The organism is Sphingopyxis sp. YF1 (genome assembly GCF_022701295.1).
Classification (GTDB): Bacteria; Pseudomonadota; Alphaproteobacteria; order Sphingomonadales; family Sphingomonadaceae; genus Sphingopyxis.
Map to the genome: position 1 here is coordinate 2,249,745 of NZ_CP033204.1, position 13,188 is coordinate 2,262,932.

At 68.3% G+C, this 13,188-nt stretch carries 17 protein-coding genes; 6 read left to right on the forward strand and 11 right to left on the reverse strand.

Features of this window, described 5'->3' with window-relative positions; translation table 11 throughout:
- Positions 1-68: 68 nt before the first annotated feature.
- The 11 genes from EAO27_RS10905 to EAO27_RS10955 are packed head-to-tail and all read right to left on the reverse strand — an operon-like array spanning position 69 to position 7,787.
- Positions 69-899 carry a flagellin gene (locus EAO27_RS10905; protein WP_242769372.1) on the reverse strand — a complete coding sequence of 277 codons (831 nt, stop codon included), beginning with the start codon at positions 897-899 and terminating at the stop codon, positions 69-71.
- Between the two features lie 15 nt (positions 900-914).
- Complete coding sequence (gene flgK, locus EAO27_RS10910) at positions 915-2,240, reverse strand: flagellar hook-associated protein FlgK (protein ID WP_242769375.1); 1,326 nt, start codon at positions 2,238-2,240, stop codon at positions 915-917.
- A complete protein-coding gene (locus EAO27_RS10915; RefSeq protein ID WP_242769378.1) occupies positions 2,237-2,536 on the reverse strand; it encodes a rod-binding protein in 300 nt (99 codons plus the stop codon). The genes flgK and EAO27_RS10915 overlap by 4 nt, the downstream gene beginning before the upstream one ends.
- On the reverse strand, positions 2,533-3,603 hold the full coding sequence (locus EAO27_RS10920; RefSeq protein WP_242780554.1) for a flagellar basal body P-ring protein FlgI: 1,071 nt from the start codon (positions 3,601-3,603) through the stop codon (positions 2,533-2,535). Before EAO27_RS10920 ends, EAO27_RS10915 begins: the two co-directional genes overlap by 4 nt.
- 52 nt (positions 3,604-3,655) lie before the next feature.
- On the reverse strand, positions 3,656-4,333 hold the full coding sequence (locus EAO27_RS10925) for a flagellar basal body L-ring protein FlgH (protein ID WP_242769381.1): 678 nt from the start codon (positions 4,331-4,333) through the stop codon (positions 3,656-3,658).
- Positions 4,314-5,102: a flagellar basal-body rod protein FlgG gene (gene flgG / locus EAO27_RS10930; RefSeq protein WP_242769384.1), complete on the reverse strand. Its 789-nt coding sequence runs from the start codon at positions 5,100-5,102 to the stop codon at positions 4,314-4,316. Before flgG ends, EAO27_RS10925 begins: the two co-directional genes overlap by 20 nt.
- 12 nt (positions 5,103-5,114) lie before the next feature.
- The gene (gene flgF, locus EAO27_RS10935) at positions 5,115-5,858 is read right to left on the reverse strand and encodes a flagellar basal body rod protein FlgF (protein ID WP_242769387.1); all 744 of its coding nucleotides are present in this window, start codon (positions 5,856-5,858) and stop codon (positions 5,115-5,117) included.
- A gap of 35 nt (positions 5,859-5,893) precedes the next feature.
- Positions 5,894-6,721 carry a flagellar hook-basal body complex protein gene (locus EAO27_RS10940; RefSeq protein WP_242769389.1) on the reverse strand — a complete coding sequence of 276 codons (828 nt, stop codon included), beginning with the start codon at positions 6,719-6,721 and terminating at the stop codon, positions 5,894-5,896.
- Positions 6,722-6,725: 4 nt separating this feature from the next.
- Positions 6,726-7,040 (reverse strand): flagellar hook capping FlgD N-terminal domain-containing protein, encoded by a 315-nt coding sequence (locus tag EAO27_RS10945; RefSeq protein ID WP_242769392.1) that lies wholly within the window; start codon positions 7,038-7,040, stop codon positions 6,726-6,728.
- A gap of 1 nt (position 7,041) precedes the next feature.
- On the reverse strand, positions 7,042-7,452 hold the full coding sequence (flgC, locus tag EAO27_RS10950; protein ID WP_242769394.1) for a flagellar basal body rod protein FlgC: 411 nt from the start codon (positions 7,450-7,452) through the stop codon (positions 7,042-7,044).
- Entirely contained in the window at positions 7,449-7,787 is a 339-nt protein-coding gene (locus tag EAO27_RS10955; RefSeq protein ID WP_242769397.1) for a flagellar basal body protein, read from the reverse strand. The genes flgC and EAO27_RS10955 overlap by 4 nt, the downstream gene beginning before the upstream one ends.
- A 304-nt stretch (positions 7,788-8,091) precedes the next feature.
- Between EAO27_RS10955 and EAO27_RS10960 the strand changes: the two genes are divergently transcribed.
- The 6 genes from EAO27_RS10960 (at position 8,092) to EAO27_RS10985 (ending at position 13,142) form a co-directional block, all read left to right on the forward strand.
- Complete coding sequence (locus tag EAO27_RS10960; protein ID WP_242769400.1) at positions 8,092-8,601, forward strand: flagella basal body P-ring formation protein FlgA; 510 nt, start codon at positions 8,092-8,094, stop codon at positions 8,599-8,601.
- Between the two features lie 165 nt (positions 8,602-8,766).
- A complete protein-coding gene (gene flgM, locus EAO27_RS10965) occupies positions 8,767-9,066 on the forward strand; it encodes a flagellar biosynthesis anti-sigma factor FlgM (RefSeq protein WP_242769403.1) in 300 nt (99 codons plus the stop codon).
- Positions 9,066-9,371 carry a hypothetical protein gene (locus EAO27_RS10970; RefSeq protein ID WP_242769406.1) on the forward strand — a complete coding sequence of 102 codons (306 nt, stop codon included), beginning with the start codon at positions 9,066-9,068 and terminating at the stop codon, positions 9,369-9,371. Before flgM ends, EAO27_RS10970 begins: the two co-directional genes overlap by 1 nt.
- An 81-nt stretch (positions 9,372-9,452) precedes the next feature.
- Complete coding sequence (locus EAO27_RS10975) at positions 9,453-10,283, forward strand: transglycosylase SLT domain-containing protein (protein ID WP_242769409.1); 831 nt, start codon at positions 9,453-9,455, stop codon at positions 10,281-10,283.
- On the forward strand, positions 10,280-12,406 hold the full coding sequence (gene flhA / locus EAO27_RS10980) for a flagellar biosynthesis protein FlhA (protein WP_278190090.1): 2,127 nt from the start codon (positions 10,280-10,282) through the stop codon (positions 12,404-12,406). Before EAO27_RS10975 ends, flhA begins: the two co-directional genes overlap by 4 nt.
- Positions 12,396-13,142 (forward strand): FliA/WhiG family RNA polymerase sigma factor, encoded by a 747-nt coding sequence (locus EAO27_RS10985; protein WP_242769412.1) that lies wholly within the window; start codon positions 12,396-12,398, stop codon positions 13,140-13,142. Before flhA ends, EAO27_RS10985 begins: the two co-directional genes overlap by 11 nt.
- The last annotated feature ends 46 nt before the right edge of the window (positions 13,143-13,188 follow it).

Genomic DNA, 13,188 nt, shown 5'->3' on the forward strand with positions numbered 1-13,188 from the left:
GGTTTCACCCCCGGCAAAACGGGACGTCTTGATGATTAACGGCAGCGGCGGCGAAAGATTGAGGGCGATCAGCCCAAAATATCGAACAGTGTCTGCCGGTTGATGCGCGCAAAGGCCGCCTGCGCTGCCTGGAGCGTGATATCCTGCGCGTTGAGCTGCGCGATCGCGACCGACAGGTCGGTGTCTTCGACCGCCGAGCGTTCGTCCGAAAGCTCGATGCCGCGCGCCTTCAGGCTGTCGCCGATGCGTTCGAGCCGCCCCGCCGACAGGCCCATCGCGCCGCGCTGGTCGGCGACGTGCGAAACCCCGTCGGACAAGGCGGTCAGCGCACTGCCGATCGCCGCCTGATCCCCCGAGGCCACGGCCGCAGCGGCATCGCGCAGCCCGGTCGACAGGCTGTTGCCCCCCATCACAAAGACGTCGCTCGCCGACGGCACCGGCGCAAAGCTGACGTCGGCGTCGAAGCGCACCTGACGCGCGCTGCCCGCCGCGAACAGCGGCTCGCCATTCGCGTCGCGCGTCGCGGCAAAACCGTGGATCTCGTCGGCGATCCCCGCCAGCTCGGCCGCGATGCTCGCGCGGTCGGCCGGGTTGGTCGTGCTGCTGGCCGCCGACAGCGTCAACTCGCGCGCGCGGACGAGCAGATTGCCGACCGATCCCAGCGCCGTGTCGGCCTGCGCGACCCGCGATTCGGCGGTCTTGACGTTGGCGGCCCATGTCGCGGCGCTCGCCTGCGTCTTGCCGATCGTCGCGATGCGCCGTGCGGCGACCGGGTCGTCCGAGGCGCGCTGGAGCCGTTTGCCGCTCGAAATCTGCACCTGCAGGCGTTCGAGCTGGTCGGCCAGTTTCGCCTGGCGCGCGATTTCGCGCGTCATGCGGTTCCCGACGGCGTTGATCATCGCGCGGTCCCTTCCTTAAATCGCGCTCAGCAGCGCTTGCATCGTTTCGCGCGCGACCTGGATCGTGCGCGCCGCCGCCGAATAGGCCTGCTGGAAACGCAGCAGGTCGGCCGCCTCGCGGTCCAGATCGACCCCGCTCACGCTGTCGCGCGCGGCAGCAGCACCGTCGGCGCGCGTCCACGCCGCCGCTTCCTGCGCGCGCGCCGAGGCGGTCGCCTGCGCCTGCATGGCGAGCCGGCCCGACCAGGCGGCTTCGGGATCGTTCGCGCCGCGCATTGCCCCGAAGGCGAGCATATTGCCGTTGCTCCCGCTCGCGTTGGCGGCCGCGACCTGATCGGCCGACAGCGGCGTCGCGGTGAGCGTCGCGGCGGTCGTGCCGGCGAACAGCGGCTGCCCGGCATTGCCGTTCGCATCGATGCCCGCCTGATGCGCCGCGTTGAGCTGGCCCGCGAACTGCGCCGCCGCGGCGTCGAGCCCGGCGCGCTGATCGGCGACATGGTCCGCCGCCTGCCCGAGCCCGGCCAGATTGCCCGACCCCGGATCGATCGCAGCGCCGCCGGCCGAGAAACTCAGCCGGCCGTCGGCCGCGGCGGTGACCGCGACATGTGTGACCGTTCCGCCGCCGACGAGCGTGTCGCCCGACGACGTCGCGCGCAGCGTCACCGTGCCCTTGTCGTCGTAGCTCGGCGTCACGGCCATCTGCGACGAGATCGCACCCACCAGCCGGTCGCGCTCGTCGAGCAGGCTCGCCTCGTTGGTCGACCCCGGACGCGCCTTGCGCAGGCCGGCGTTGATCCCCTCGAGCGCGTCGAGATTGGCGTTGAGCTCGCTCACCGACGATTGCGCCGCGCCCGAAATGCCGTCGGCCATGCCCGAAAGCTGCCCCGCACTGTCGCGGAAACCCGTCGCGATGTCGGCCGCCGACTGAAGGAATTGCGCGCGCAAGGTCGGGTTGTTCGGGTCGGCGGTAAGCTGGTCGGCGGTGGTGAACAATTTGGTGAGGTTGGTCGATATGCCGTTGCTGTCGTCGCTGAGCGCGCCTTCGACGCGGGTCATCCACGACAGCCGCGTCGCGGCGCGATCGGCGTCGCCCGCCGAAACGCGCGCATCGTCGATCAGCCATTTGTCCACCGAGCGATCGAGCCCGCCGATCGTGACCCCGCCGCCGCTGACGTTGCGGCCGACAAGCGCCGATTCGGTCCCGCTCGCCATTTCGCGCAGCGCCAGCGTGCGCCGCGCATAACCGACGGTCTGGGCGTTGGCGATATTGTCGCCCACGGTCGACATCGCGCGCGAATAGGCGCGCAGCCCGCTGTAGCCGATGCTCAAGAGGTCGCTCATTGCGGGCCTCCGCCAAGGCTTGACGCCCGGCCGCGGAACTGCGCCTCGACCAGCGCCGCGATCCCGAACTGGCCGAGCGAGGCCATCGTGTCGGCGGTCTTGGCGTCGGCCATTTCGCGGAAATTGTCGGTCGCGCTCGACCCGAAGATGTCGTCGCCCAGCTTCGCCTGGCGCATCGACGCCATCAGCTGGCGCAGGATCACCGCCTCGAACGCCTCGGCCGCCTTGCGCAGCCCGCCGTCGCCGCCGCCGGCCGGGGCCGGGGCCGCGCCGATCGAAGAAATGGGTGTCGTCATATGATCACCAGTTCGGCTGTGAGCGCGCCGGCCTGGCTCAGCGCCTCGAGGATGGCGACAAGGTCGCCGGGGGGGACGCCCATGCGGTTGATCGCATCGACGAGCTCGGACAGCGAGGCGGTCGGCTTGACCGCCATCATCGGACGATATTCCTCGGTCACCTCGACATTGCTCGACTGTTCGACCGCGGTCTGGCCGCGGCTGAACGGCGCGGGCTGGACGACCATCGGCGATTCCTTGATCGAGACGGTGAGCTTGCCCTGCGACACCGCGGCGGTCCCGACGCGGACCGCGCCGTTGATCACCACCGTGCCGGTGCGCGCGTTGACGATGACCTTCGCCGGCGGCTCGGCGCGCTGGACGCCAAGGTTTTCGATCTGCGAGATCAGCCGCATGCGTTCGTCGCCGTTGCCCGCGGTGCGGATCGCGATGCTCGCGCCGTCGATCATCGACGCGCTGCCCGGCACCGCGGCGTTGATCGCGTCGGTGACGCGCTTGGCGTTGGTCGCGTCGAACTGGTGAAGGTTGAAGGTCAGCCAGTCGCCCGTCGCAAAACCGGTATCGACCGCACGCTCGACGGTCGCGCCATTGGCGATACGCCCGCTCGAGGGGACGTTCACGGTCAGTTTCGACCCGTCGGCGGCATCGACGCCCAGCCCGCCGATGACGAGGTTGCCCTGCACCATCGCATAGATCTGGCCGTCGGCGCCATAAAGCGGCGCGAGCACCAGCGTGCCGCCGCGCAGGCTCTTGGCCTTGCCGATCGCCGACACTGTGACGTCGAGCCGCTGGCCGGGCTTGGCGAAAGGCGGCAGTTCGGCCGTCACCATCACCGCCGCGGCATTTTTGAGCGCCGGGTTCACCCCCGGCGGCAAGGTCAGCCCGAAACGCTGCACCGCGCCCTTCATGCCCAGCGTCGAATAATCGAGGCTGTCGTCGCCGGTCCCCGCGAGCCCGACGACGATGCCGTAGCCGGTGAGCTGGTTGGCGCGCAGGCCCTGGAACTGGCCCATGTCCTTGATGCGCTGCGCCGCCGCGGGCGCCGACAGGGCGAAGCTGGCGATCAGGAGCGCGAGGAAGGTGAGAAGAGCGTGACGCTGGCGCACGATAGGATCCCTCTTAGAACGGGCTGATGATCGAGAAGAAGCGCTGGAGCCAGCCCTGCTGGCTGGCGCGGGCGATCTCGCCCTTGCCGACGTAGCGGATGTGGGCGTTGGCGACGCGCGTCGACAGCACCCGGTTGTCGGGGCCGATGTCGGCCGACCGGACGATCCCGGCGATCTGGACGCGCTCGTCGCCGCGGTTGAGGGTGAGCAGCTTCTCGCCCTTCACCAGCATCGTGCCGTTCGGATAGACGGCAGCGACGGTGACGGTGACTTCCCCCGACAGCGTGTTCGACTGCGTCGCCTCGCCCTTGCCCTTGAACTGCGATCCGCCGCCCATCGCGACGTCGCTCGGGTCGAACAGCGACAGCGGGCCGGTCGTCGGCGGGGTCAGGCCGATATTGCCGTCGCGCGTCGTCCCCGCGCTGTTGCTCTTGGCCGCCATCGTGCGCTCGACGAGCTGGATGGTCAAAATGTCGCCGACCTGCCCCGCGCGCGCGCCCGAAGTCAGCGGCACATAGCCGCCCTGAAAGATCGAGCCGTTCGCCGGCGGTGCCGGGGGCACCGGTTCGGGCAATGTGACCGAAAAGGCGTCGGGGGCGACCTTGTCCTTCTTGGCCTGCGCCGCGCCGGGCAGCGCGACGGCCAGCAGAAGGACGGCGCCCGCGATCGCGTCAGAGCGTCTGCGTGGCATTTTTCAGCATCTCGTCGGTGGCCTGGATCATCTTCGAATTGACCTCATAGGCGCGCTGCGTCTCGATCATGTCGACCAGCTCCTCGACGACATTGACGTTCGATCCTTCGAGCATCCCGCCGCGCAGAGTGCCGCGGCCTTCCTCGCCCGCCGCGCCGACCAGCGGCGCGCCCGACGAAGCCGTCTCGACCAGGATATTGTCGCCGATCGCCTGCAATCCCGAAGGATTGGCGAAGCGCGCGACCTCGATCCGGCCGAGTTCGGTCGCATCGGCCTGCCCCGCGACCTGCGCCGATACGGTGCCGTCGGCCCCGATCGAGATGCCCGTGGCATCCTCGGGGATCTGGATTTGCGGCTGGAGCGGCTTGCCGTCGGCGGTGATCATCGTGCCGTCGGCCGCGCGGTTGAAATTGCCCGCGCGCGTGTAACCGATACGCCCGTCGGGCATCTGGACCTGAAAATAGCCCGCGCCCTCGATCGCGATGTCGAGCGCGTTGCCCGTCGTCTGCAGCGTCCCCTGCGTATCCATGCGCGACGTGCCCGCCAGCTCGACCCCGGTGCCGAGGTTGAGCCCGGTCGCATAGCGGTTTTCCGCCGACGAGGGCGCCCCCGCCTGCGTCATGATCTGGTACCCCAGCGTCTCGAAATTGGCGCGGTCGCGCTTGAAGCCCGTGGTGTTCACGTTGGCGAGGTTGTTCGCGATCACCTGCATCCGGAAGCCCTGGGCATCCAGACCGGTCCGCGCGACGTGCAAGGCACCATAGCTCATTATCGTATCTCCTTAACGGGGCAGCTGCATCAGGTTGGCGGTCGCGCTGTCCATGTCGCGCGCGTCCTCGATCAGCTTGAGTTGCGAATCCCAGGCCTTGCTGGCCTCGATCATGTCGACGAGGGCGACCGTCGCGGTGACGTTCGAGCCCTCGATCGAGCGGGTGATGACGCGCGCTTCGGGATCGTCGGGCAGGATCCCGCCGTTCCGCACGCGAAACAGATTGTCGAGCCCCTTGACCACGTCCGACCCGGTGGTCGTCGCAAGCCGCAGCCGGTCGACTTCGAGCGGGTTCTCGGGGTCGCCGCCTGCGGGAACGACGAAGACGTGGCCTTCCTGGTCGATCTTGATCGAATCGGCGGGCGGGATCGTGACGGGTCCCTGCTGCCCCTGCACCGGGTTGCCATCGCCCGTGGTCAGCAGCCCGCTCGGCGAAATCTGGAGGTCGCCGCGGCGGGTATAGGCCTCCTCGCCGTTCGGGGCCTGGACGACGAGCATCGCGTCGCCCGCCATCGCGATGTCGAGGTCACGGCCGGTCGCGGTGATCGTGCCGGCGCGCATGTCGGCGCCGACGACTTCCTCCGACGACACGGCGCGGCCGCCGATGCCATTGCCATCCAGCCACAGCGTCTGCGCCTCGGCCAGGTCGGCGCGGAACCCCGGCGTCTGGGCGTTCGCGAGGTTGTTCGCGATCGCCGTCTGCCGGGCCATGCTGCCGCGCATCGCGGTGAGGCTGGTATAGATGACGCGGTCCATGGGAATCCTTCCGGCGGGCGGTTAGTCGGTCGGGGTCAGCGCAGGCCGATGATCGTCTGGGTCAGCGCCGACGCACCCTCGATCGCCTTGGCGTTCGCCTGGAAATTGCGCTGCGCGGCGATCAGCATCACCAGCTCCTCGGTGATGTCGACGTTCGAGCGCTCGAGCGCGCCCGAGCGGATCGATCCCATCGGGCCGTTGGTCGCGGCGTCGATCGTCGGCGGACCGCTTTCGCCGGTCGACTGCCAATGCGCGTCGCCGACGGGGCGCAGCCCCTCCATCGCGGGAAAGGTCGCCATCGCAATCTTGCCGAGCGTCTGGTCCGACCCGTCGGCGAAGGTTGCGGTGGCAAGCCCGTCGAGCCCGATCGAGATGTTGACGAGCGCCGCGTCGGGATTGCCCGGCGCGTGCTGTGGCACCACGAAATCCTGCGTCGCGCCAAGGTCGCGGCTGGTGACGTTGCCCGCGGCGTCGACGGGCAGCAGCTGCAGCGTCGCACCGGTCGAATCGATCACGCGGCCGTCCTCGAGCGGCGAGAAGGAGCCGTTGCGCGTGTAGGTGACCTGGTTGCGCGGCGGCTCGCCCTTCACGACGAACATGCCGTCGCCGACGATCGCCATGTCGAACGTCTTCTCGCTCGATTCATACGACCCCTGCGTGAATTGCTGGGTGATGCCGTTGAGGCGCGTGCCCTGCCCCGCGATCATCTTGGTCGACTGGTTCGGCGACGCGGCAAAGATGTCGCCGAACTGCGCCTTGCTGCGCTTGAAGCCGATCGATCCGGCGTTGGCGATATTGTTCGAGACGACCGACATTTCGGTCTGCGCGCCCTTGAGGCCCGAAAGCGAGGTATAGAACGACATGGGATTATCCCTCCTGCGTGGTGGTCTGGGTGGTGGTCGGCGCCGGAGTGGCCGCCTTGATGTCCTTGAGCAGGTCGGTCTGCGCCTTGAGCTGCTCCGAAATCTGCTGAAGCGTGGTGTTGGTCTCGGTAATCCCGGCGAGGCTCGAAAATTGCGCCATCTGCGCGACCATCGCCTGGTTATCGACCGGGTTGAACGGGTCCTGCTGGCTCAGCTGCGCGGTCATCAGGCGCAGGAAATCACCCTGCCCCATCTGGTTCGCGCTGCCCTTGGGCTGAAGCACGACATTGCTGTTGTTGGTGACGCTGCTGACGGCCATCTTATTGTCCCATCCTGAGAGTTTCGTTGATCAGGCCCTTCGCGGTTTCGAGGACCTGGACATTGTTCTGATACTGGCGCGCGGTCTCGACCATCTCGACCAGCTCGGCGGCGCTATCGACCGCGGCCTCCCAGACGTTGCCGTCCTTGTCGGCCAGCGGGTTGTTGGGGTCGTGCCGTTTCGACGGCGCGGCCTTGGTCGTCGTGACCTGATCGATCTGCACCGTCGCCCGGCCATGATCGTCCATCACGGTGCGGAACACCGGCTTCATCGAGCGATAGGCGCCGGTCTCGCTGCCCGCGACGGTTCCCGCATTGGCAAGGTTCGACGCGGTGGTGTTGAGCCGGACGAGCTGCGCCGACATCGCGCGGCCGCTGATGTCGAAGACCGAGAAATTGCCGTTCATCGTCATTCGCCCTTCAGCGCGCGGGTCAGCGTGTTGACGCGCCCCGACAGGAAGGACAGGCTCGAACGATAGGCGAGCGCGTTTTCGGCGAAGGCCGTCTGCTCGGTCGCCATCTCGACGGTGTTGCCGTCGAGCGACGCCTGAACGGGAACGCGATACGCGACCGCGCCCTCCATCGACCCGCCCTGCTGCGCGAGGTCGAGCGCTTTCGAAAAGTCGAGGTCGCGCGCCTTGTAATGGGGCGTCGCGGCGTTGGCGATGTTCGACGCCAGCATCATCATGCGCTGGCTGCGCAGCTGAAGCGCGGTGGCGTGGATGCCAAAGAGCTTGTCGGATGCCATCGTACCATTCCTTCGCTTGTCGTCCTGCCGACGACGGGCCTTGTTTGGGCGGTCCCGTCCGGCACCGGCCGGCGCAGACGCGCGGAAACACCAAGGCAAAATGCAATGGGCGTGCCAAATTCGTTTTTCTGATGATTTTCAGTATCTTGAATATGCATCTGCCAAAGCACCGACAGCTGGTGCGCGGCGGGGGTCAGATTTTTGACGCCTCGTCCCGCGCGCACCCGCAAAAGCGCGGCAAAGCGCGACTGGCACACATCCTGCAATCAGGCGGGCGACCATTTTGGACCGAAGGAGATGGGTCATGAACCGCAATCTTGCCCTGGGTGTCGCCGCACTTGCCATGATGGCACCCGCCGAGGCCCCCGGCCAGCTTCCCCTCGAGGACTGGCAAACGATCGACCTGCTCACCCAGATGGTGGCGAGCACGATGGGCCGCACCGCCACCCCGATCGACCGCCGCATCCGGCTCGCGCGCTGCCCCGAACAGGCGTCGGTCACCGCGATCGATGCGCAGACCCTCGCGGTCCGCTGCTCGTCGCTCGGCTGGCGGCTGCGCGTACCGATGAGCGGCCCCGCGAACGCCGCCGCCGGCGGCGGTTTCGTCGCCAAGCCCGCCGCCGCCGCACCCGTTATCCGCCGCGGCGACAATGTCCGCGTCACGATCGATACCGCCAGCTTCGCGATCAGCTATTCGGCCACCGCGACGCAGGACGGCCGCGTCGGCGACCTGATCGCGCTGCGCGGCAGCGACGCCAAGAGCAGCCTGAGCGCCATCGTCACCGGCCCCGGTCGCGCCCGTCTCGCCGACTGACGCGGCTTTTCGCGCTTGCCCCGGCCCGCCCGCTGTCGGTTTTCCGACGCCGGCGGGCCTTTTCTTTGATTTTTTCCGAGGCCGCGCCTTAATCCCCGCTTTGCCGGTCCGTTATAGCCCTCGAACGCAGCGTCGATTTTCCGACGCAAGGACAAGGAGGCGGACATGACGGGAGACGGCAAGATCGGCCTTCAGGTCAGCAATGTCGTGCGCATCGGCGCCGTGCGCCGCCTGTCCGGCCACGCTGCCGGCCCGGCGCCGGCCCCCGCGCAGGCGAAACCCGCCGACCCGGTCGCGGCCGCGAGCCTGATCGGTCTTGCGTCCGATATCGCCAGCCAGCCGGCACCGGTCGACGGCGCGCGCGTCGCCGCGATCCGCAGCGCGATCGCCGAAGGGCGCTACCAGCTCGACCCCGGCGCCACGGCGCGGGCGATGCTCCAGCATTATAGCGGCGGCAAGGCCTGATGCCGACGCCGATGGAAGATGTGCAGGTCCAGCTCGACGCGCTGGTCGCGGCGCTCGACGGGCACGACGCCGGCGCGATCATCGCCGCGACCGAAGCGCTCGCGACCGCGGTGATCCTGTTCCAGGGCAGCCGGGTTCCGGGTGGCCGCGAGGAGCATGCGCGCCTGCTGATCGAACGCGTGCTGCGCAAGCTCGAAGCCGCGGCGATCCGCGTCAACATCCTCAAGGACTGGACACGTCAGAGGATTGACAGAAACCATGCGATCCGCGGATCGCAATCGGGCGGGATCGCGCTCTCCTACTGATAACACACCGATAACCGGCCATTTTCAGCGAATGGCATGATGATTGCTTTTGGTCTCCCGAATGCAGCGGAACCAAAAGCCATGACGACGATCAACAACGCCGCGCCCGGTCAGGGCATCGCCTCGCCCGTCATGACGGCGGTGCAGGATGCGTCGGCGCGCACCGGGATCGATTTCGACTATCTGGTCGACGTCGCGCGCGTCGAAAGCCGCTTCGATCCGACCGCCAAGGCGCCGACCTCGTCGGCGCGCGGGCTTTACCAGTTCACCAAATCGACCTGGCTTGCGACCCTCGACCGGCACGGCGCCGATCACGGCCTCGGCTGGGCCGCCGACGCGATCGGCCGCGACGCCGCGGGCCGCCTGTCGATCGCCGACCCGGCGCTGCGCCAGCAGATTTTCGACCTGCGCAACGACCCCGCCGCCTCGGCGAGCATGGCGGCAGCCTTCACCGCCGACAATCGCGCCTATGTCGAAAGCCGGACCGGCCGCGCCGCCGAACCCGTCGACCTCTATCTCGCGCACTTTCTGGGCTCGGGGGGCGCGGTGCGCTTCCTGTCCGCCTGGGCGGCCGATCCCGACCAGCCCGGCGCGACGATGATGCCCGAGGCGGCCGCCGCCAACCGCTCGGTCTTCTATGCCTCCGACGGCAGCATGCGCAGCCTGAACGACATTCGCGAACGCTTCCGCGCCAAGCTCGACGAAGGCGGCGAACCCGGCCTTCTGCCGGGCGGCTTCGGCCCCCCGCCCGCCCCCGGATGGAGCATGCGGATGGCGAGCGCGAGCGGAACGCAGGATGGCGGCCGTCCGCCGCTGCCGATGATGGATATCCAGCCGATGCCCAGGAAATTGTCGATGGGCTTCGCCGCCCAGGCCTATCAGCGCCTCGCTTCGCTCGGAGGCGCCGCATGAGCGCTTCGCTGAACGCGAACCGGGTCGGCCGTTTTGCGGGCGCTGCCGCGCTCCCCGCCGGGATGCTGATCCTCGTCGCGCTGATGGTGATCCCGGTATCGCCGCTCATCCTCGACGTCAGCTTCATCGCCAACATCATGATCAGCCTTGCGGTGCTGATGGTCGCGCTGTCGGCGGCGAAGCCGCTCGACTTCTCGGCCTTTCCGACCGTGCTGCTGCTCACCACCCTCTTCCGCCTCGCCCTCAACGTCGCCTCGACGCGCGTCGTGCTGGTCCACGGACACGAGGGCACGCATGCGGCGGGCCATGTCATCGAAGCCTTCGGGCAGGTGCTGATCGGCGGCGACTATGTCGTCGGCCTGTTCGTCTTCGTCGTGCTGATGATCATCAACATGGTCGTGATCACCAAGGGCGCGGGGCGCGTGTCCGAAGTGTCGGCGCGCTTCACCCTCGACGCGCTGCCGGGCAAGCAGATGGCGATCGACGCCGACCTCAACGCCGGCCTGCTCACCCCCGACGAAGCCAAGGCGCGCCGCCAGGAAGTCGCGACCGAAGCCGATTTCTACGGCTCGATGGACGGCGCCTCCAAATTCGTGAAGGGCGACGCGGTCGCCGGGCTCCTGATCCTGTTCGTCAACATCATCGGCGGGCTGATCCTCGGCGTCTTCAGCCACGGGCTGAGCTTCTCCGAAGCCGGCAGTACCTATGTCACGCTCGCGATCGGCGACGCGCTCGTTGCGCAGATCCCGGCGCTGCTGCTGTCGATCGCCGCCGCGTCGATCGTCACCCGCGTCAATTCGCCGCTCGACCTGTCGGGTCAGATCGGCTCGCAATTCGCCTCGCCGCACATCTGGTTCGCGGTCGGCGGCATCCTGTTCATCCTCGGCATGGTTCCGGCGATGCCGCAGATGCTGATCCTGCCCGCCGCCGCGCTGTCGTTCGCGATGGGCTGGCAGCTCCGCCGCGCCGCCGCGGCGAACGCCGCCGCCATACCCGAAGCGAGCGCGCCGGCCGCCGATCCGCACCATATCGAATGGGCCGATGTGAGCGACGCCAGCGCGTGCCAGCTCGAGATCGGCTATGCGCTGGTCAGCCTCGTCGACGAACGCAAGGGCGCTCCGCTGATGGGCCGCATCACCGGAATCCGCCGCCAGCTGTCGAAGGAGCTCGGCTTCGTCATCCCCGCGGTCAAGGTCAGCGACGACCTGTCGCTGCCCGGCAACGTCTATCGCATTTCGGTCGCCGGCGTGATCGTCGGCGAGGACGAAGTATTCCCCAACGAGATGCTCGCACTCGACTCGGGCGACATCGTCACCAAGGTCGCCGGCCGGCCGTGCAAGGACCCGACCTTCGGGCTCGACGCGCTGTGGATCCCGCGTGCGGCGCAGGCCGACGCGATCGCGGCGGGCTACACCGTCGTCGACCCCGCGACCGTCGTCGCCACCCACCTCAACAACAGCATCGTAGGGTCGGCCGCCGAACTGTTCGGCATCGACGATGCACAGGCGCTGGTCGAGCATCTGAAGGCGCATTATCCGCAGCTCGCGGCCAGCCTGACGCCCGGCGGCTATCCGCTGCCGCGCGTCGCCAGCCTGTGCAAGGCGCTGCTGATCGAACGCGTGCCGCTGCGCGATTTCCGCAAGATCGCCGAGGCGATGGTCGCGGTCTCGGGGCAGCAGCTCGGCGAAACCGATCTGGTCGAGGCCGTGCGCCAGCGCATCGGCGCGCTGATCGTCCAGACGATCGTGCCCAGCCGCATGCCGCTCCCCGTCGTCACCTTCAGCCCCGAGATCGAGATGCTGCTCAATCAGGCGGTGCGCGCCAATCCGGGCGCCGAATGGCCGTTCGAGCACGGCATGGCGATGAAGATCATCGAACAGATCGGCCAGGCGGTCGAGCCGCTGCTCCTCCAGACGCGCAGCTTCGCGCTCGTCGCCTCGCCGATCTGCCGCCCGCCGCTGTCGCGCCTCGTGCGCGCGACCTTCCCCGACGTCGCGGTCATTTCCTACCTCGAAATTCCGCCGACCAAGGCGACCGAGATCGTCGCGACGATCGGCGCCGAAGTGCCCCGCCTCGCCGGCGGCGACGCCGACCAGATGAAGGACCATCATCATGAAAATTGAGCCTGCCGAACATTTCGCAGGCGCCGCGGCGCGCGCGGCCTCGCCGCAGGGCTATGGGGCAAGCGCCGAACAGCTGATCGACGAATATGCGCCGCTGGTCCGCAAGATCGCCTGGCAGGTCTTTTCGCGGCTGTCGCGGACGAGCGACCTCGACGATCTGGTCCAGACCGGACTGATCGCGCTGATCGAGGCCAGCCGCCACTATGAGGATCGCGGCTATGCCTTCGCCACATACGCCTCGACGCGCATCCGCGGTGCGATGATCGACCAGCTGCGCCGCGAGGCCGACGTCGGCCGCTCGGCGATGGTCGCGACGCGGCGCATCGCATCGGTGCGCGCCGCGCTCGAACAGCATCTGATGCGCGCGCCGACGACCGCCGAGATGGCCGCCGCTTTCGAAATGACCCCCGAGGAATATTTCGCGCTCGAACGCAGCGCGACCTACGGCCGCTCGACCTCGCTCGACGCGATGGTCGACGACGGCAGCTTCCTGTTCGCCGACGACAGCGAGGGCACCGACGCGCGGATGGAGCAGGACGATCTGCTCGAAGCGCTCGGCGCATGCATCGCGCGGCTCCCCGAACGCGAACAGCTCGTGCTGCAGCTCTATTTCTTCGAAGAACTCAATCTGCAGGAGATCGGGCTGACGCTCGACGTCAGCGCGGCGCGGGTGTGCCAGATCAAGGCGGGCGCGATGGCCAGGGTCGACCGGATGCTGCGCGAAATCACCGAATAGCGCTGCGCACCGCGCGATGGCCGGGCGCGGCGGCCGGGGAGGACCA